Below are 19,998 nucleotides of genomic sequence, written 5' to 3'. Positions count from 1 at the left end.
ATATAAAAGACTTAAGATCCTTTCTTTTAAACCTCGGGATCCCGCGACTTTCGCCGCCGACATTATTTCAGTAGAATCCACCGCCCAGGGCAACGATCCCTGTCCGAAACACTAACGAGGACCCACTTCATGTTTTATCCAGATCCTTTTGACGTCATCGTAATCGGTGGTGGTCATGCGGGCACAGAGGCCGCGATGGCCGCAGCCCGAATGGGTCAGCAAACCCTGTTACTCACCCATAACATTGATACGCTTGGACAAATGTCCTGTAACCCGGCGATCGGTGGCATCGGGAAAGGACATCTGGTGAAGGAAGTGGATGCCTTAGGCGGTTTGATGGCCACGGCAATTGACCAGGCAGGTATCCAGTTTAGGATACTAAACGCGAGTAAAGGCCCCGCCGTTCGCGCCACTCGCGCTCAGGCTGACCGTGTACTGTATCGCCAGGCGGTACGCACCGCATTAGAGAACCAGCCAAACCTGATGATCTTCCAGCAGGCGGTTGACGATCTGATTGTGGAAAACGATCGTGTCGTCGGTGCTGTGACGCAAATGGGCCTGAAGTTCCGCGCCAAAAACGTGGTGCTGACCGTCGGGACCTTCCTCGATGGCAAAATCCACATCGGCCTGGATAACTACAGCGGTGGCCGTGCAGGCGATCCGCCATCAATCCCATTGGCAAAACGCCTGCGTGCACTGCCGCTGCGAGTAAACCGTCTGAAAACCGGTACGCCGCCACGTATCGACGCACGCTCGATTGATTTTTCGGTGCTGACACCGCAGCACGGTGATAATCCGATGCCGGTGTTCTCGTTCATGGGCAAGGTTTCACAGCATCCACAACAAGTGCCATGCTGGATCACTTACACCAACGAACAGACGCATGACGTGATCCGCAATAACCTCGATCGCAGCCCGATGTATGCCGGGATCATCGAAGGTATTGGTCCACGTTATTGCCCATCGATCGAAGACAAAGTGATGCGTTTTGCCGATCGTAATGCGCACCAGATCTTCCTGGAGCCGGAAGGCCTGACCAGCAACGAGATCTACCCGAATGGTATCTCCACCAGCCTGCCGTTTGACGTACAGATGCAGATTGTACGTTCGATGAAAGGACTGGAAAACGCGAAGATCATCCGTCCGGGTTACGCCATCGAGTATGATTTCTTCGATCCACGCGATCTCAAACCGACGCTGGAAAGCAAATTTATCCACGGTCTGTTCTTTGCCGGCCAGATCAACGGCACCACTGGCTACGAAGAAGCGGCAGCGCAAGGTTTGCTGGCCGGCCTCAACGCAGCACGCGCTTCCGCCGACAAAGAGGGCTGGGCGCCACGTCGCGATCAGGCTTACCTTGGTGTGCTGGTTGATGATTTGTGCACGTTGGGCACGAAAGAGCCGTACCGCATGTTTACATCACGCGCGGAATACCGCCTGATGCTGCGCGAAGACAACGCCGATCTACGTTTGACCGAAGCCGGTCGCGAGCTCGGTCTGGTTGATGATGCCCGCTGGGCGCGCTACAACCAGAAACTGGAGGCGATTGAGCAGGAGCGTCAACGCCTGCGCGATCTGTGGGTGCATCCAAAATCGGATAACGTGGCGGAAGTGAACGCGGTGATCAGTGCGCCTCTCACCAAAGAAGCCAGCGGTGAAGATCTGCTGCGTCGTCCAGAGATGACCTATCCGCTGCTGACGTCACTCGCCAGCTACGGTCCGGCACTGTCAGATGAGCAAGCTGCTGAGCAGGTGGAGATTCAGGTGAAATATGAAGGGTACATTGCGCGTCAGCAGGAAGAGATCGATCGCCAGCTGCGCAATGAAAACACCTTGTTGCCTGTCGAGCTCGACTATCGTCAGGTAAATGGCTTGTCGAATGAAGTGATCGCCAAACTCAACGATCACAAACCGACTTCCATCGGCCAGGCTTCTCGTATTTCGGGCATCACGCCTGCGGCCATCTCAATTCTGCTGATTTACCTGAAAAAACAGGGCTTGCTGCGTAAAAGCGCCTGATCGACTTTGGGGCGAGGCAACTCGCCCCCGTTAATGGAATTCTCGTTGTGATCAACAAACTCTCCTCGCTGCTAAAAGCGGCAAACATTTCCCTTACCGATCAACAAAAACAGCAGTTGGTTGGCTATGTTGAGTTGCTGCATAAGTGGAATAAGGCCTATAACCTGACATCAGTGCGCGACCCGCAGCAGATGCTGGTACGCCATATTCTCGACAGCGTGGTGGTTGAGCCACATTTGCAGGGCGAACGCTTTATTGATGTCGGCACCGGTCCGGGCTTGCCAGGCATTCCGCTGGCCATTGTGCGCCCGCAATCGCATTTCACCTTGCTGGATAGCCTCGGCAAACGCGTGCGATTCCTGCGTCAGGTACAACATGAGTTAGCACTTACTAATGTTACGCCGGTGCAGAGCCGCGTTGAAGAGTATCCGTCTGAGCCGCCATTCGACGGTGTTATCAGTCGTGCATTTGCTTCACTCGAGGATATGCTGACCTGGTGTCATCATCTGCCGGGTCCTGAAGGTCGCTTTTATGCCCTGAAAGGTGTGCGTCCGGATGATGAGATTGCTGCATTACCCGCTGGCTTTACGGTGGAAAAAATTCAACCTCTGCAGGTACCCGAGCTGGATGGTGAACGTCATCTGGTGGTGATTACCCGCCAATAGGCTTTTAAACGGTATGGATTTAAGCTGCTTCATGCCGTTTGTCTTAGTTATTGCCCTGAACGAAAAAGCAGCGATTGAACACTTTTAGGTAAAAGCTTTTATTTCGCAGGGCAGGGTGCGCGAGTTAACATCCCCGGCGGAAATTATCCGAAAATCTCTGTTACATTTAACGAATAATTCACATTTCATTATCACGGAGATCACTTTTTTGGGTGTATTTACCCAACCAAATAATCACTGGTGAAAATATAACTTTGCAATAAATTGGCGTACGTAATATCAGTTTTGCGTTTTTATTGCAGCGCATGATGTCAATAGAGTGTTTTTCTCGAAAATCGAAGTGCGACAGTTAAATAAAAAATCTAAATCTCTGATTTATTAGTGTTTTAGTCGATTTTGAAATTCTATAAATCTTGTCTGAAACAAATTCAGTCAGGCATTCCTTGTTTATTATGTGATCTAAAGCACGCTTTAAAAGCAAGTCGGTCGGGCATTTTCAGACTTAAAGTCAGACATTGCCTGAAGACGATGTTTTGAAAAATAGCCCTTCAGAAAGAAATTTAAATAATTGTTCACCTTTTCGCTACTTACCGATTGAAATCGCAGGTGGCGCCCGTATAATTTGCACGGCTTTTGCTGCTTGACTCAAATGAGTAAAGGCAGTCTTATACGACACGCGACATACCCCGTTCGGGGCAGGAGAGTTCAGCGTCATGTCAGTGTCTCTTTACAGTGTGAAATTAGCCCGGGCCGTGCTGATCATTCAGCTGGTGACCTTTGTCATCATCGGTGCGCTCTTTACCCTGAAAGAGGTTACCTGGGGCGCCTCCGCCATCGCGGGTGGCGTGGCAGCCTGGCTGCCGAACGTGTTGTTTATGTTTTTGGCCTGGCGCCTGCAGGATCAAACGCCTGCGAAAGGACGTGTTGCCTGGAGCTTCGCCCTCGGTGAAGTGTTGAAGGTTTTCACAACCGTCATTTTCCTCGCGGTGGCGTTGGGTGTGTTTGGAGCGGTCTTCTGGCCACTCGCAATCACGTGGTTATCGGTGCTGGTGGTGCAGATCGTCGCTCCGGCTGTAATTAACAACAAAGGGTAAGAGGCATCATGGCTGCTGGAGAAATCTCTACTCCGCAAGAATACATAGGTCACCACCTGAATAACCTTCAGTTGGACCTGCGTACTTTCGAGTTGGTGAATCCGCACGACGCTCCCGCGACGTTCTGGGTATTAAATATCGATTCCATGTTTTTCTCTGTGGTGCTGGGACTGATTTTCCTGGTGTTGTTCCGCAAAGTGGCGAAAAGCGCTACCAGCGGTGTTCCAGGGAAATTACAAGCGGCTATCGAACTGGTTGTCGGCTTCGTTGATAACAACGTGCGCGACATGTACCACGGTAAAAGCAAACTTATCGCCCCGCTGGCTCTGACGATTTTCGTCTGGGTCTTCCTGATGAACTTCATGGATCTGCTGCCTATCGATTTGCTGCCGTTTATCGGCGAGCACTATTTAGGCCTGCCGGCGCTGCGCGTCGTGCCGTCTGCAGACGTGAACATCACGCTGTCTATGGCGCTGGGCGTATTTATTTTGATTCTGTTCTACAGCATCAAAATGAAAGGCATTGGCGGCTTCACCAAAGAGTTGACGCTGCAGCCTTTTAATCACCCGATCTTCATCCCCATTAACCTGATTCTTGAAGGTGTTAGCCTGCTGTCTAAGCCTGTTTCACTGGGTCTGCGACTGTTCGGCAACATGTATGCGGGTGAGTTGATCTTTATCCTGATTGCCGGCTTGCTGCCGTGGTGGTCGCAGTGGTTGTTGAATGTGCCTTGGGCCATTTTCCACATCCTGATCATTTCGCTGCAGGCTTTCATTTTCATGGTCCTCACGATCGTCTATCTGTCGATGGCATCTGAAGAACATTGATTTTTATCTCAACACTTAAGCTTTTAACTGAAACAAACTGGAGACTGTCATGGAAAACCTGAATATGGATCTGCTGTACATGGCTGCCGCTGTGATGATGGGCCTGGCGGCAATCGGTGCTGCGATCGGTATCGGCATCCTCGGAGGTAAATTCCTGGAAGGCGCCGCGCGTCAACCGGATCTGATCCCTCTGCTGCGTACGCAGTTCTTTGTTGTAATGGGTCTGGTGGATGCAATCCCGATGATCGCTGTAGGTCTGGGTCTCTACGTGATGTTTGCTGTCGCTTAAACCTGGTAGCCTTGTTCACTCATGGCACCTGGTGTGATGAGGGACGGATTCTGCCGTTTATCTCTGATAGCGGCAGAGCAAGTTAACTTAATAAGAGGCATTGTGCTGTGAACATTAATGCAACAATCCTCGGCCAGGCCATCGCGTTCATTCTGTTTGTCGCGTTCTGCATGAAGTACGTATGGCCGCCGATTATGGCTGCCATCGAAAAGCGCCAGAAAGAAATTGCTGAAGGCCTTGCTTCTGCTGAGCGCGCGAAGAAAGATTTAGATCTCGCGCAGGCCAATGCGACCGACCAGCTGAAAAAAGCGAAAGAAGACGCTCAGGTCATTATCGAGCAGGCGAACAAACGCCGTGCCCAGATTCTGGACGAAGCGAAAACCGAAGCTGAGACTGAACGTAACCGCATCGTGGCGCAGGCGCAGGCAGAAATTGATGCCGAGCGTTCGCGTGCCCGTGAAGAGCTGCGTAAGCAAGTCGCGTTGCTGGCATTAGCTGGCGCCGAGAAAATCATCGAACGTTCCGTGGATGAAGCTGCTAACAGCGACATCGTTGATAAACTGGTCGCTGAACTGTAAGGAGGGAGGGGCTGATGTCTGATCTGATTACTGTAGCTCGCCCCTACGCCAAAGCAGCTTTTGACTTTGCTGTTGAGCATCAAAGCATCGATCGCTGGCAATCCATGCTGGCGTTTGCCGCAGAAGTGGCTCGCAACGAACAGATCGCAGATCTTCTTTCCGGTGCGCTCGCACCGGAAGCTTTGTCTGCTTCTTTCATTGCAGTTTGTGGCGATCAACTTGATGAAAACGCCCAGAACCTGATTAAGGTAATGGCCGAAAACGGACGTTTGACAGCGCTTCCAGCCGTACTGGCTCAGTACATTCAACTGCGTGACGCTTATGAAGCGACAGCCGAAGTTGATGTGATTTCTGCCAGCACGCTGAGTGACAGTCAGCTGACTAAAATCAGCGTCGCGATGGAAAAACGTCTGTCACGTAAAGTTAAGCTGAATTGCAAAATTGATAAGTCTGTAATGGCAGGTGTGGTTATCCGTGCGGGTGACCTGGTCATTGATGGCAGCGTACGCGGCCGTCTTGATCGTCTGGCAGACGTCTTGCAGTCTTAAGGGGACTGGAGCATATGCAACTGAATTCCACCGAAATCAGCGAACTGATCAAGCAGCGCATTGCTCAGTTCAATGTCGTGAGTGAAGCTCACAACGAAGGTACTATTGTTTCTGTAAGTGACGGTATCATCCGCGTACACGGCCTGGCCGATGTCATGCAGGGTGAGATGATTGCCCTGCCGGGCAACCGTTACGCTATCGCACTGAACCTCGAGCGTGACTCGGTTGGTGCAGTAGTGATGGGCCCGTATGCTGACCTCGCGGAAGGCATGAAAGTAAAATGTACGGGTCGTATTTTAGAAGTTCCAGTTGGCCGTGGCCTGCTGGGCCGTGTGGTGAACACCCTGGGTGCACCGATCGACGGTAAAGGCGCAATCGAAAACGACGGCTTCTCGCCTGTTGAAGTGATTGCACCGGGCGTTATCGACCGTCAGTCTGTAGACCAGCCTGTTCAGACCGGTTACAAATCTGTCGATGCGATGATTCCAATCGGCCGTGGCCAGCGTGAGCTGATCATCGGTGACCGTCAGACCGGTAAAACTGCAATGGCAATCGACGCCATCATCAACCAGCGCGATTCAGGCATCAAGTGTGTCTACGTTGCGATTGGTCAGAAAGCGTCAACCATTTCTAACGTAGTTCGCAAACTAGAAGAGCACGGCGCGCTGGCTAACACCATAGTGGTTGTCGCTTCTGCTTCTGAATCTGCAGCACTGCAGTACCTGTCACCGTACGCCGGTTGTGCAATGGGTGAGTACTTCCGTGACCGCGGTGAAGATGCACTGATCGTGTACGATGACCTGTCTAAGCAGGCTGTTGCTTACCGTCAGATTTCTCTGCTGCTGCGCCGTCCACCAGGTCGTGAAGCATTCCCTGGTGACGTGTTCTATCTCCACTCTCGTCTGCTGGAGCGTGCATCACGCGTTAGCGCTGACTACGTTGAGCGCTTCACCAACGGTGAAGTGAAAGGCCAGACCGGTTCTCTGACCGCACTGCCAATCATCGAAACTCAGGCGGGTGACGTTTCTGCGTTCGTTCCGACCAACGTAATCTCGATTACTGATGGTCAGATCTTCCTGGAATCTAACCTGTTCAACTCCGGTATTCGTCCAGCCGTTAACCCGGGTATTTCGGTATCCCGTGTTGGTGGTGCTGCACAGACTAAGATCATCAAGAAACTGTCCGGTGGTATTCGTACCGCGCTGGCACAGTATCGTGAACTGGCTGCGTTCTCTCAGTTCGCTTCCGATCTGGACGATGCAACGCGTAAACAGCTGAGCCACGGTCAGAAAGTGACCGAGCTGCTGAAACAGAAACAGTATGCGCCGATGTCAGTCGCGCAACAGGGTCTGGTGCTGTTTGCTGCTGAGCGCGGCTATCTGAACGATGTTGAACTGGCGAAAGTCGGCAGCTTCGAAGCCGCTCTGCTGGCGTTCGCGGATCGCGATCACGCTGAGCTGATGGCTGAAATCAACCAAGCGGGTAACTTCAATAACGAAATCGAAGAGAAGCTGAAAGGCCTCCTCGAAACGTTTAAAGCAACCCAGTCCTGGTAATGTCTGGCGGCTTGTCTGAAAAGGCAGGCCGCAAGGCTTTGAGGAGAAGCTAATGGCCGGCGCAAAAGAAATACGTAGTAAGATCGGAAGCGTAAAAAATACGCAGAAGATCACCAAAGCGATGGAAATGGTCGCCGCCTCCAAAATGCGTAAAACGCAGGAACGCATGGCGGCCAGCCGTCCGTATGCAGATACCATGCGCAAAGTGATTGGTCACCTTGCCTTGGGTAATCTGGAATACAAGCACCCTTACCTGGATGAGCGTGACGTTAAGCGCGTCGGCTACCTGGTCGTTTCGACTGACCGCGGGCTTTGTGGTGGTTTGAACATTAACCTGTTCAAAAAATTGCTGGCAGATATGAAAAGCTGGGCGGATAAAGGCGTACAGAGCGATCTGGCTGTTATCGGTTCGAAAGGCAATTCATTCTTCGGCTCTGTAGGTGGCAACATCGTGGCACAAGTCACCGGTATGGGCGATAAGCCTGCACTGTCTGATTTGATCGGCCCGGTAAAAGTGATGTTGCAGGCCTACGATGAAGGTCGCATCGACAAGCTGTATATCGTTGCCAACAAGTTTAATAACACCATGTCTCAGACTCCGACCATTACCCAACTGCTGCCGTTACCGCCAGCGGAAGGTGAAGAAGAGATGAAGGCGAAGACCTGGGATTACCTGTACGAACCCGATCCGAAAGCGCTGCTGGATACTCTGCTGCGTCGTTACGTCGAATCGCAGGTTTATCAGGGTGTGGTGGAAAACCTGGCCAGTGAGCAGGCCGCACGTATGGTTGCAATGAAAGCTGCAACCGACAACGGCGGAAACCTGATCAAAGAGCTGCAGTTGGTTTACAACAAAGCTCGTCAGGCCAGCATCACCCAGGAACTTACCGAGATCGTCTCGGGAGCCTCCGCGGTTTAACCAGGCATATATCCTGTCGCGCGAGCGCGGCTGGGTATTTTCGTATTAGGTAGAGGATTCAAGATGGCAGCTGGAAAGATTGTCCAGATTATCGGCGCCGTAGTTGACGTCGAATTCCCTCAGGACGCGGTACCGCAGGTATACAGCGCTCTCGAGGTGAAAAATGGTGATGCTCGTCTGGTGCTGGAAGTTCAGCAGCAGCTGGGTGGTGGCGTGGTTCGTACCATCGCCATGGGTACTTCTGACGGCCTGAAGCGCGGTCTGGAAGTTACCGACCTGAAAAAACCTATCCAGGTTCCGGTTGGTAAAGCAACCCTCGGCCGTATCATGAACGTATTGGGTGAGCCAATCGACATGAAAGGCGACCTGCAGAATGACGACGGCACTGTAGTAGAGGTTTCCTCTATTCACCGTGCAGCACCTTCGTATGAAGATCAGTCTAACTCGCAGGAACTGCTGGAAACCGGCATCAAGGTTATCGACCTGATGTGTCCGTTCGCTAAGGGCGGTAAAGTCGGTCTGTTCGGTGGTGCGGGCGTAGGTAAAACCGTAAACATGATGGAGCTGATCCGTAACATCGCGGCTGAGCACTCAGGTTATTCGGTATTTGCTGGTGTGGGTGAGCGTACTCGTGAGGGTAACGACTTCTACCACGAAATGACTGACTCCAACGTTATCGATAAAGTAGCGCTGGTGTATGGCCAGATGAACGAGCCGCCGGGTAACCGTCTGCGCGTAGCACTGACCGGTTTGACCATGGCGGAAAAATTCCGTGATGAAGGCCGTGACGTTCTGCTGTTCATCGACAACATCTATCGTTACACCCTGGCCGGTACTGAAGTATCAGCACTGCTGGGTCGTATGCCATCTGCGGTAGGCTATCAGCCAACGCTGGCAGAAGAGATGGGTGTGTTGCAGGAGCGTATTACCTCCACGAAGACCGGTTCAATCACCTCTGTACAGGCCGTTTACGTTCCTGCGGATGACTTGACTGACCCGTCACCAGCAACCACCTTTGCTCACTTAGACTCAACCGTTACGCTGAGCCGTCAGATCGCCTCTCTGGGTATCTACCCAGCCGTTGACCCGCTGGATTCTACCAGCCGTCAGCTGGATCCACTGATCGTGGGTCAGGAGCACTATGACGTTGCGCGTGGCGTGCAGTCTCTGCTGCAGCGTTACCAGGAACTGAAAGACATCATCGCCATCCTGGGTATGGACGAGTTGTCTGAAGAAGACAAACTGTTGGTGGCACGTGCGCGTAAGATTCAGCGCTTCCTGTCTCAGCCGTTCTTCGTTGCTGAAGTCTTCACCGGTTCTCCAGGTAAGTACGTCACCCTGAAAGACACCATCCGTGGCTTCAAAGGCATCATGGAAGGCGAATTCGACCACCTGCCAGAGCAGGCGTTCTACATGGTCGGCGCTATCGAAGAAGCCGTAGAAAAAGCGAAGAAACTGTAATTTAGGTTTCCCAGGAGGAATGGTATGGCTATGACTTATCATCTGGACGTGGTCAGCGCGGAGCAACAAATGTTCTCCGGTCTGGTCGAGCGTATCCAGGTGTCAGGTAGCGAAGGTGAGCTGGGGATTCGTCCTGGCCACGCCCCGCTGCTGACAGCCATCAAGCCTGGTATGATTCACATCGTGAAACAGCACGGCGAAGAGGAGTTTATTTACCTCTCTGGCGGCGTGCTGGAAGTTCAGCCTGGCAGCACCACCGTTCTGGCCGACACCGCGATTCGCGGTGAAGACCTCGACGAAGCGCGCGCGCTGGAAGCGAAACGTAAAGCGGAAGAGCACATGAACAGCAGCCACGGCGACGTGGACTATGCTCAGGCTTCTGCGGAACTGGCGAAAGCCATCGCGAAACTGCGTGTCATCGAGCTGACCAAAAAAGCGATGTAATCAGGCTTTATGCGTCACGAAATGCCAGCCCTTTGGGTTGGCATTTTTTTTGCCCAAAATTTGCCGCCTGGCGCTGACCTCGGCTAATTTCGACCCGAGAAAAATGTAGTAATCTCGGGGCTAAACCTTACACTTTCGAAAGTTGAAGAGAATCAGGATAGTTATGTCTACGAACGCGATGAGTGTGGTGATCTTAGCCGCTGGCAAAGGCACCCGAATGTATTCCGACCTGCCCAAAGTTCTGCATACTCTTGCAGGTAAACCAATGGTTCAGCACGTTATTGATGCCGCAACCGGTTTGGGCGCCCAGCAGATCCATCTGGTTTATGGCCACGGCGGAGATTTACTGCAGTCAACGTTAGCGCATAACGCACTCAACTGGGTGCTGCAGGCAGAGCAACTGGGTACTGGTCATGCGATGCAGCAGGCGGCACCCTTCTTTGCCGATGACGAAGATATTCTGATGCTGTACGGCGACGTGCCGCTGATCTCGCAGGCCAGCTTGCAACGTCTGCGCGACGCGAAACCCGCGGGTGGCATTGGCTTACTCACCGTAGTTCTGGATAACCCCACCGGCTACGGTCGTATCGTGCGTGAAAACGGCACGGTGATCGGCATCATTGAGCAGAAAGATGCCTCGCCAGAACAGCTAAATATTCAGGAAATTAACACCGGCATCCTGATTGCCAACGGTGGCGACCTCAAGCGCTGGCTGGCACAACTTAACAACAACAATGCGCAGGGCGAATTCTATATCACCGATATCATCGCCATGGCGCACCACGAAGGCCGCGTGATCAATGCGGTGCATCCGGCGCGCATCAGCGAAACCGATGGCGTCAACAATCGCCTGCAGCTGGCAACGCTTGAGCGTGTCTACCAAAGCGAGCAGGCAGAAAAGTTACTGCTGGCAGGTGTGATGCTGCGCGATCCGGCGCGTTTCGATCTGCGCGGTGCGTTGCAACACGGCCGCGATGTGGAGATCGACACCAACGTGATCATCCAAGGCAAAGTCACGCTCGGCAACCGCGTCAAAATCGGTGCCGGCTGCATCATCAAAAACAGCGTGATTGCTGACGACTGTGAAATCAGCCCTTATTCGGTGATCGAAGATGCCACGTTAGCCGCTGCTTGTACGGTTGGGCCTTTTGCGCGTCTGCGTCCGGGCAGCGAGTTGGCGGAAGCGGCGCACGTGGGCAACTTTGTAGAGATGAAGAAAGCCACGCTCGGCAAAGGCTCTAAAGCTGGTCATCTCTCTTATCTCGGCGATGCGGAAATTGGCGCGGGCGTGAATATCGGTGCGGGTACCATTACCTGTAACTATGATGGCGCCAACAAATCCAAAACCATCATTGGCGACAACGTGTTTATCGGTTCGGATACCCAGCTGGTGGCACCGGTCAGCGTGGCGAGCGGTGCCACCATCGCCGCGGGCACCACGATAATGAAAGATGTGTTAGCTGCGGATCTGGTCTACAACCGTAAAGAACAGAATCAAAAATCGGGCTGGCAGCGTCCTGTTAAGAAAAAATAAATTTTAAAGGCCGACAATGATCGGCCTGTTAGCAGTGCCATAAAAAAATATCCCCACTCACTACAAGGCTCGGGGAAATCAGGTCGTATGACAACGCAATGGCCGAAAGCCATGAAGTCAGGAAATTACTATGTGTGGAATTGTTGGTGCAGTAGCGCAGCGTGACATCGCAGAAATTCTGCTGGAAGGTTTGCGTCGTCTTGAGTATCGCGGTTATGACTCCGCGGGATTAGCCGTCGTCGATCGTCAGGGCCATATGACGCGCCTGCGTCGTCTGGGTAAAGTGCAGAACCTGGCGGAAGCCGCAGAGCAGCAGCCGCTGATTGGCGGCACCGGTATCGCACACACGCGCTGGGCGACACACGGTGAACCGTCGGAGGCCAATGCGCATCCGCACGTTTCCGAGCACATCATCATCGTGCACAACGGCATCATTGAGAACCATGAGCCGCTGCGCGCGCAGTTGCTTGAGCGCGGCTATCACTTTGCTTCAGAAACCGACACCGAAGTGGTGGCGCATCTGGTTCATTGGGAGCAGAAGCAGGGCGGCACGCTGCGTGAAGTGGTGCTGCGCGTCATTCCGCAGCTGCGCGGTGCGTATGGCATGGTGATCATGGACAGCCGCGATCCTTCGCTGCTGGTGGCGGCGCGTTCCGGTAGCCCGCTGGTGATTGGCCGTGGCGTGGGTGAAAACTTTATTGCTTCCGATCAGCTGGCTCTGCTGCCGGTGACGCGTCGCTTCATCTATCTGGAAGAGGGCGATATTGCCGAGATCAGCCGCCGCGAAGTCACCATTATCGATCGTGACGGTAAAACGGCTAAGCGCGCTGAAATCGAATCGACCGCGCAATACGATGCCGGCGACAAAGGCATCTATCGTCACTACATGCAGAAAGAGATTTACGAGCAGCCGAACGCGATCAAAAACACCATCACCGGTCGTTTTAATCACGGCGAAGTCGATCTCAGCGAGCTGGGCCCGGATGCTGAGAAGCTGTTGAGCCAGGTCGAACATATTCAGATCATTGCCTGCGGTACGTCATACAACTCCGGCATGGTTTCGCGTTACTGGTTTGAGTCGCTGGCTAACCTGCCTTGTGATGTGGAAATTGCTTCAGAATTCCGTTATCGCAAATCTGCAGTGCGTAAAAATAGCCTGCTGATCACGCTGTCACAATCGGGTGAAACCGCCGATACGCTGGCGGCGCTGCGCCTGTCGAAAGAGCTGGGTTATCTCGGTTCGCTGGCCATCTGTAACGTGGCCGGTTCATCGCTGGTGCGTGAATCCGATTTAGCGCTGATGACCAAAGCCGGCACTGAAATTGGCGTGGCATCCACCAAAGCCTTCACCACGCAGCTGGCAGTATTGCTGATGCTGGTGGCGAAACTCGGTCGTCTGCACGGCATGAAAGCCGAAACCGAGCACGAGATTGTGCACGCGCTGCAGGCCTTGCCGAGCCGCATCGAACAGATGCTGGCGCAGGACAAAGTGATCGAAAACCTGGCGGAAGGTTTCTCTGATAAGCATCACGCGCTGTTCCTTGGCCGTGGCGATCAGTATCCGATCGCGATGGAAGGCGCGCTGAAGCTGAAAGAGATCTCCTATATCCACGCCGAAGCCTATGCGGCGGGTGAGCTGAAGCACGGCCCGCTGGCGCTGATTGATGCGGATATGCCAGTGATCGTGGTTGCGCCCAACAACGAACTGCTGGAGAAGCTGAAATCCAATATTGAAGAGGTACGCGCGCGCGGCGGTTTGCTGTATGTGTTTGCCGATCAGGATGCCGGTTTCAGCGACAGCGATGGCATGAAAATCATCTCCCTGCCGCACGTAGAAGAGGTGATTGCACCGATCTTCTACACCGTGCCGTTACAGCTGCTCTCGTACCATGTGGCGCTGATTAAAGGTACCGATGTTGACCAGCCGCGTAACCTGGCGAAATCGGTTACCGTTGAATAATCAGTAACAAGAGTGGGCCCGCAACGGGCCCGCTTCATTTCTGCGCGCTGTCATATAACTGTCACATTTCGTACATTTCACTGTCATCAAACTGTCCTATTTTCCCTCCAGCAGCAATCACTGACTCCTACTAAAAAGGCATTGAGCCTGACTTTTTTGAATCCCCTGGAGGGAACATGACACTGATGCGTAGCACCGTAGCCCGAATCCTCGCCGCCACCTTCGCAGTAAGCGCGGTTTCTGCTTTTGCAGCCACCGATCTGACGGGCGCAGGCGGGACATTCCCGGCGCCGGTTTATGCCAAGTGGGCAGCCGAGTACCAGCAAGCCACCGGTAGCAAAATCAACTATCAGGGTATTGGTTCTTCCGGCGGCGTGAAGCAAATCATCGCGAAAACCGTCGATTTCGGTGCGTCTGATGCGCCAATGAAAGAAGAAGATCTGCAGAAAAACGGGCTGTTCCAGTTCCCTACCGTCATTGGTGGTGTGGTGCTGGCGGTTAACATCCCAGGTGTGAAATCTGGCGAACTGACTCTTGACGGTAAAACCGTGGGCGACATCTACCTCGGCACCATCAAAAAGTGGAACGACCCGGCGATCACTAAACTGAACCCAGGCGTGAAACTGCCAGATTCCAACATCAACGTGGTTCGCCGCGCTGACGGTTCCGGTACTTCCTTCGTCTTCACCAGCTACCTGGCAAAAGTGAACGAAGAGTGGAACAGCAAAATCGGTAAAGGTAACACCGTTAACTGGCCAACCGGTCTGGGCGGTAAAGGTAACGACGGCGTGGCCGCGTTTGTACAGCGTCTGCCGGGTTCAATTGGCTATGTGGAATACGCTTACGCCAAGCAAAACAACCTGACCTACACCAAACTGGTTGATGCCGACGGTAAAGCGGTTGCACCAAGTGAAGAGAGCTTTGCTAACGCCGCGAAAGGCGCAGACTGGAGCAAAACCTTTGCTCAGGATCTGACCTTCCAGAAAGGCAACGATGCATGGCCGATCACCTCAACCACCTTCATCCTGATTTACAAAGATCAGGCGAATGCGGAGAAAGGTAGCGAAGTGCTGAAGTTCTTCGACTGGGCATACAAAGGTGGCAGCAAAACCGCAACCGACCTGGATTACGCCGCGCTGCCAGAAAGCGTAGCTAACCAGATTCGTGCAGCGTGGAAAGCGAACATCAAAGATAGCTCCGGTAAAGCGCTGTACCAGTAACAGATTGACCCGGCCAGCCGAGACGGTTGGCCAACCCCAATGGGCGGCCTGCGTGCCGCCCTGACATCCCCCTGAGAACAGAGAATTCTATGGCTGCCACTAAGCCGACGTTCAAAGCCCCCGGTAAACAAGGCGACATGATTTTCGGCGCGCTGGTGAAGCTATCCGCGCTTATCGTGTTGCTGTTGATGGGCGGCATTATCGTCTCCCTGATTTTCTCCTCCTGGCCAAGCATCCAAAAATTTGGTTTCTCTTTCCTGTGGAACAAAACCTGGGATGCGCCAAACGAACAATTTGGTGCGCTGGTACCGATTTACGGCACCCTCGTCACCTCGATTATTGCCTTGATCATTGCCGTGCCGGTGAGCTTCGGCATCGCGCTGTTCCTGACCGAACTGGCGCCAGGCTGGCTGCGTCGCCCGTTGGGCACCGCCATTGAGCTGCTGGCGGCCATCCCCAGCATCGTGTACGGCATGTGGGGCCTGTTTGTTTTCGCGCCGCTGTTCGCCGAATATTTCCAGACGCCAGTTGGCAACGTGATGGCGAATATCCCGATTGTCGGCACGCTATTCTCTGGCCCGGCATTCGGTATCGGTATTCTGGCGGCGGGCGTGATTCTCGCCATCATGATCATTCCGTACATCGCCTCGGTGATGCGCGACGTATTTGAACAAACGCCGGTGATGATGAAAGAGTCGGCTTACGGTATCGGCTGCACCACGTGGGAAGTGATCTGGCGCATCGTGCTGCCGTTCACCAAAAACGGCGTGATCGGCGGCGTGATGCTTGGCCTGGGCCGCGCGTTGGGTGAAACCATGGCGGTGACCTTTATCATCGGTAACACCTACCAGCTCGACAGCGCCTCGCTGTTTATGCCGGGCAACAGCATCACCTCCGCGTTGGCCAACGAATTCGCCGAAGCGGAATCCGGTGTTCACGTTGCGGCTCTGATGGAGCTGGGTCTGATTCTGTTCGTGATTACCTTTATTGTGCTGGCGATCTCCAAACTGATGATCCTGCGTTTGGCGAAGAGTGAAGGAGCCCGTTCATGACCGCTATTGAAGTTCAGGCTCGCGCTGAGCTGGAAGCCTCGCGCCGCAAAATGCAGGCATGGCGCAGTACCAAAAACAAAATTGCCCTGACGCTGTCGCTGATGACCATGGCATTCGGTCTGTTCTGGCTGGTGTGGATTCTGTTCACCACCGTTACGCGCGGCGTTGATGGGTTGAGCTGGGAGCTGTTTACCGAATCGACACCGCCGCCCAACACCGCAGGCGGTGGTTTAGCCAATGCCTTACTCGGCAGCGGTTTACTGATTTTCTGGTCAACGATCATCGGAACGCCGCTCGGCATCATGGCTGGGATTTATCTGGCGGAATATGGCCGTAAACACTGGCTGGCGGAAGTGATTCGCTTCATCAACGACATTCTGCTGTCAGCACCGTCGATTGTGGTGGGCCTGTTTGTTTACACCATTGTGGTATCGCAGATGCAGCACTTCTCCGGTTGGGCCGGCGTAGTAGCGCTGGCGCTGCTGCAAATCCCGATTGTGATTCGTACCTCCGAAAATATGCTGCGTCTGGTACCCGACAGCATGCGTGAAGCGGCTTATGCGCTGGGTACGCCGAAGTGGAAGATGATTTCGGCGATTACGCTGAAAGCCTCGGTTTCCGGCATCATCACCGGTGTGCTGTTGGCCGTGGCGCGTATCGCCGGTGAAACCGCACCGCTGCTGTTTACTGCGCTGTCGAACCAGTTCTGGAGCACCGACATGATGCAGCCGATCGCTAACCTGCCGGTCACCATCTTTAAATTCGCCATGAGCCCGTTTGCCGAGTGGCAAAGCCTGGCGTGGGCGGGTGTGCTGATTATTACCGTGTGCGTGCTGCTGCTGAACATTGTGGCGCGTGTGGTTTTCGCCAAGGGTAAACACTAATTTCCCGGCGCGGCTTCGGCGGCGCTGCTTATGAGAGACGAGAATGAGTAACGTGACTTCATCAGCCGGTAAAATTCAGGTCCGTAATCTGAACTTCTATTACGGTAAGTTTCACGCGCTGAAAAACATCAATCTGGATATCACCAAAAACCAGGTGACCGCGTTTATCGGCCCATCAGGCTGCGGTAAATCCACTTTGCTGCGCACCTTCAACAAAATGTACTCGCTCTATCCGGAGCAGCGTGCTGAAGGTGACATCCTGCTGGATGGCGATAACATTCTGGCTTCCAATCAGGATATCGCCCTGCTGCGCGCACGCGTCGGTATGGTGTTCCAGAAGCCTACGCCATTCCCGATGTCGATTTATGACAACATCGCCTTCGGCGTGCGGCTGTTTGAGAAGCTGTCGCGTGCCGATATGGATGAGCGCGTGCAGTGGGCGCTGACCAAAGCCGCGTTGTGGAATGAAACCAAAGACAAGCTGCATCAGAGCGGTTACAGTCTTTCCGGCGGTCAGCAGCAGCGTTTGTGCATCGCCCGCGGCATCGCGATTCGCCCGGAAGTGCTGTTGCTGGATGAGCCTTGCTCCGCGCTGGATCCGATCTCAACCGGTCGTATTGAAGAGCTGATCACCGAACTGAAGCAGGATTACACTGTGGTGATCGTGACTCACAACATGCAGCAGGCTGCGCGTTGTTCTGACCACACCGCTTTTATGTATCTGGGCGAGCTGATTGAGTTCAGCGATACCGATACCTTGTTCACTAAGCCCGCAAAGAAGCAGACCGAAGATTACATCACCGGTCGTTACGGCTGATTCAGGAGACGCACATGGATAATTTAAATCTGAACAAACACATCTCCGGTCAGTTCAACGCGGAGCTGGAGCACATTCGCACGCAAGTTATGATCATGGGCGGCATGGTTGAGAAGCAGCTGATGGACGCCATCACCGCGATGCACAACCAGGATGGCGAGCTGGCGCGTCACGTCATCGACGGCGACCAGAAGGTCAACATGATGGAAGTGGAGATTGATGAAGCCTGCGTACGGATCATCGCCAAACGCCAACCGACCGCCAGCGATTTGCGCCTGGTAATGGCGATCATCAAGACCATTTCTGAGCTGGAACGCATTGGCGACGTGGCGGAAAAAATCAGCCGCACCGCGCTGGAGAAGTTCAGCCAGCAGCACCTGCCACTACTGGTGAGCCTTGAAGCGCTTGGTCATCACACCGTGCAGATGCTGCACGACGTGTTGGATGCGTTCGCGCGCATGGATCTCAACGAAGCCATCAAAATCTACCGCGAAGATAAGAAGGTGGATAAAGAGTACGAAGGCATCGTGCGTCAGCTGATGACCTACATGATGGAAGATCCGCGCACTATCCCAAGCGTGCTGACCGCGCTGTTCTGCGCGCGCGCCATCGAGCGTATCGGCGATCGCTGCCAGAACATTTGCGAAATTATCTTCTATTTCGTCAAAGGTCAGGATTTCCGTCATGTGGGCGGCGACAAGCTGGATGAACTGCTGTCGGGCGATGACGGCAGCAATAAACCCTCTTGATTGATGCGTCGGCGGCCCGTTGCCACTGTGGCTAACGGGCTGCCTGCTTAAATTCTGTCTGTTCTCATCGATTCCCTCTCTTTATACTTGGCGCACTTTTTTCTGCCAGGTGCTGTTACATGTCTTCCCCAACTCCTCAAAAACAAGCCATTACACCGGCGAAAGCCATGGTGGCGGCTATCAGCGGCTACGCGATGGACGGATTTGATCTGCTGATTCTTGGCTTTATGCTGCCGGCGATCAGCGTCTCGCTGGCGCTCGATCCGTCTCAGGCCGGTTCGCTGGTCACCTGGACACTGATTGGCGCGGTGATCGGCGGCATCGTGTTTGGCCATCTCAGCGATCGTTATGGCCGCATCCGTATCCTTACCGTTACTATTCTGGTGTTCTCGGTATTCACTGGCCTGTGCGCCGTGGCGCAGGGTTATTGGGATCTGCTGGTGTACCGCACGCTGGCGGGCGTGGGATTGGGCGGCGAGTTCGGCATCGGCATGGCGCTGATTGCCGAAGCCTGGCCGAAAGAGAAGCGCAACCGCGCCTCGGCGTGGGTGGGCATTGGCTGGCAGCTCGGTGTGCTGCTGGCGGCCTTTATCACGCCGCCGCTGCTGAGCGTGATTGGCTGGCGCGGCATGTTCCTCGTCGGTTTGCTGCCGGCGCTGGTCTCCTTTGTGATTCGCCGCAGCATGGGCGAGCCGGAGAGCTTTACCCGCCACGTGGAGAAAACGCCGCAGCTCTCGTTTGGCGCACGTCTTAAATTGCTGTTTGCCGATCGCGCCACCAGCAAAGCCAGCCTGGGGATTTTCATTCTCTGCTCGGTGCAGAACTTTGGTTACTACGGATTGATGATTTGGATGCCGAGCTATCTGTCGTCCAGCTTCGGTTTCAGCCTGACCAAATCAGGCTTGTGGACCGCGGTGACGGTGGTGGGCATGACGTTCGGCATCTGGCTGTTTGGCGTGCTGGCCGATCGCTTCGCGCGCTGGAAAATCTTCCTGCTGTATCAGTTTGGCGCGGTGGTGATGGTGGTGGTGTATGCGCAGCTGCGCGATCCTACGGTGATGCTGTTTACCGGCGCGCTGATGGGGATGTTTGTGAACGGCATGATCGGCGGCTACGGCGCGCTGATTTCCGATACTTTCCCACCGCAGGCGCGCGCAACAGCGCAGAACGTGTTGTTTAATTTGGGGCGTGGCGTGGGCGGATTTGGTCCATTGGTGATTGGCCTGCTGGCGACCAATATCTCTTTCACCGCGGCGATCACGCTGCTGGCGCTGATTTATCTGCTGGATATCGCCGCCACGCTGTTCCTGCTACCGAAGAAGCAGAGCAACGAGGATTCGTTAGGGGCGATTGGCTGATTTGGATTGTGCTGGCTGTCCCCC

19 protein-coding genes are annotated in these 19,998 nt (G+C 54.0%); all 19 read left to right on the top strand.

Features of this window, described 5'->3' with window-relative positions; genetic code table 11:
* The first annotated feature begins 129 nt into the window (after positions 1-129).
* The 19 genes from mnmG (at position 130) to MWH02_RS15625 (ending at position 19,974) form a co-directional block, all read left to right on the top strand.
* Entirely contained in the window at positions 130-2,019 is a 1,890-nt protein-coding gene (gene mnmG, locus MWH02_RS15715) for a tRNA uridine-5-carboxymethylaminomethyl(34) synthesis enzyme MnmG (RefSeq protein WP_271460983.1), read from the top strand.
* 47 nt (positions 2,020-2,066) lie between these two features.
* The gene (gene rsmG / locus MWH02_RS15710) at positions 2,067-2,684 is read left to right on the top strand and encodes a 16S rRNA (guanine(527)-N(7))-methyltransferase RsmG (protein WP_271460982.1); all 618 of its coding nucleotides are present in this window, start codon (positions 2,067-2,069) and stop codon (positions 2,682-2,684) included.
* A 713-nt stretch (positions 2,685-3,397) separates the two neighbouring features.
* The gene (atpI, locus tag MWH02_RS15705; protein WP_064738312.1) at positions 3,398-3,778 is read left to right on the top strand and encodes a F0F1 ATP synthase subunit I; all 381 of its coding nucleotides are present in this window, start codon (positions 3,398-3,400) and stop codon (positions 3,776-3,778) included.
* A gap of 8 nt (positions 3,779-3,786) precedes the next feature.
* Positions 3,787-4,605: a F0F1 ATP synthase subunit A gene (gene atpB, locus MWH02_RS15700; protein WP_007893608.1), complete on the top strand. Its 819-nt coding sequence runs from the start codon at positions 3,787-3,789 to the stop codon at positions 4,603-4,605.
* A 49-nt stretch (positions 4,606-4,654) separates the two neighbouring features.
* A complete protein-coding gene (gene atpE, locus MWH02_RS15695; RefSeq protein ID WP_003849523.1) occupies positions 4,655-4,894 on the top strand; it encodes a F0F1 ATP synthase subunit C in 240 nt (79 codons plus the stop codon).
* Between the two features lie 107 nt (positions 4,895-5,001).
* Positions 5,002-5,472 carry a F0F1 ATP synthase subunit B gene (atpF, locus tag MWH02_RS15690; RefSeq protein WP_007893603.1) on the top strand — a complete coding sequence of 157 codons (471 nt, stop codon included), beginning with the start codon at positions 5,002-5,004 and terminating at the stop codon, positions 5,470-5,472.
* Between the two features lie 14 nt (positions 5,473-5,486).
* Complete coding sequence (gene atpH, locus MWH02_RS15685) at positions 5,487-6,020, top strand: F0F1 ATP synthase subunit delta (protein WP_101763911.1); 534 nt, start codon at positions 5,487-5,489, stop codon at positions 6,018-6,020.
* Positions 6,021-6,034: 14 nt separating this feature from the next.
* The gene (gene atpA / locus MWH02_RS15680; RefSeq protein WP_008106721.1) at positions 6,035-7,576 is read left to right on the top strand and encodes a F0F1 ATP synthase subunit alpha; all 1,542 of its coding nucleotides are present in this window, start codon (positions 6,035-6,037) and stop codon (positions 7,574-7,576) included.
* 52 nt (positions 7,577-7,628) lie between these two features.
* Positions 7,629-8,495, top strand: coding sequence for a F0F1 ATP synthase subunit gamma (gene atpG, locus MWH02_RS15675; RefSeq protein ID WP_101763910.1), 867 nt, complete (start codon positions 7,629-7,631; stop codon positions 8,493-8,495).
* 63 nt (positions 8,496-8,558) lie between these two features.
* Positions 8,559-9,956, top strand: coding sequence for a F0F1 ATP synthase subunit beta (gene atpD, locus MWH02_RS15670; protein ID WP_008106718.1), 1,398 nt, complete (start codon positions 8,559-8,561; stop codon positions 9,954-9,956).
* A gap of 24 nt (positions 9,957-9,980) precedes the next feature.
* Positions 9,981-10,400, top strand: coding sequence for a F0F1 ATP synthase subunit epsilon (locus MWH02_RS15665; protein WP_008106717.1), 420 nt, complete (start codon positions 9,981-9,983; stop codon positions 10,398-10,400).
* 163 nt (positions 10,401-10,563) lie between these two features.
* Positions 10,564-11,934: a bifunctional UDP-N-acetylglucosamine diphosphorylase/glucosamine-1-phosphate N-acetyltransferase GlmU gene (glmU, locus tag MWH02_RS15660; RefSeq protein WP_271460981.1), complete on the top strand. Its 1,371-nt coding sequence runs from the start codon at positions 10,564-10,566 to the stop codon at positions 11,932-11,934.
* A gap of 130 nt (positions 11,935-12,064) precedes the next feature.
* A complete protein-coding gene (gene glmS, locus MWH02_RS15655; protein WP_271460980.1) occupies positions 12,065-13,894 on the top strand; it encodes a glutamine--fructose-6-phosphate transaminase (isomerizing) in 1,830 nt (609 codons plus the stop codon).
* A 176-nt stretch (positions 13,895-14,070) separates the two neighbouring features.
* Positions 14,071-15,114, top strand: coding sequence for a phosphate ABC transporter substrate-binding protein PstS (pstS, locus tag MWH02_RS15650; protein WP_049852409.1), 1,044 nt, complete (start codon positions 14,071-14,073; stop codon positions 15,112-15,114).
* An 89-nt stretch (positions 15,115-15,203) separates the two neighbouring features.
* A complete protein-coding gene (gene pstC / locus MWH02_RS15645; protein WP_101763907.1) occupies positions 15,204-16,166 on the top strand; it encodes a phosphate ABC transporter permease PstC in 963 nt (320 codons plus the stop codon).
* On the top strand, positions 16,163-17,050 hold the full coding sequence (gene pstA / locus MWH02_RS15640) for a phosphate ABC transporter permease PstA (protein WP_101763906.1): 888 nt from the start codon (positions 16,163-16,165) through the stop codon (positions 17,048-17,050). The genes pstC and pstA overlap by 4 nt, the downstream gene beginning before the upstream one ends.
* Before the next feature lie 43 nt (positions 17,051-17,093).
* Positions 17,094-17,867, top strand: a complete 774-nt coding sequence (pstB, locus tag MWH02_RS15635; RefSeq protein WP_101763905.1) for a phosphate ABC transporter ATP-binding protein PstB — start codon at positions 17,094-17,096, stop codon at positions 17,865-17,867.
* A gap of 14 nt (positions 17,868-17,881) precedes the next feature.
* Complete coding sequence (gene phoU, locus MWH02_RS15630; RefSeq protein ID WP_007893583.1) at positions 17,882-18,616, top strand: phosphate signaling complex protein PhoU; 735 nt, start codon at positions 17,882-17,884, stop codon at positions 18,614-18,616.
* 119 nt (positions 18,617-18,735) lie between these two features.
* Entirely contained in the window at positions 18,736-19,974 is a 1,239-nt protein-coding gene (locus MWH02_RS15625; protein WP_217549507.1) for an MFS transporter, read from the top strand.
* Positions 19,975-19,998: the final 24 nt, after the last annotated feature.

This window comes from Pantoea leporis (genome assembly GCF_028048155.1).
Lineage (GTDB): Bacteria > Pseudomonadota > Gammaproteobacteria > Enterobacterales > Enterobacteriaceae > Pantoea > Pantoea leporis.
This window is presented reverse-complemented; position numbering and strand designations above follow the sequence as displayed.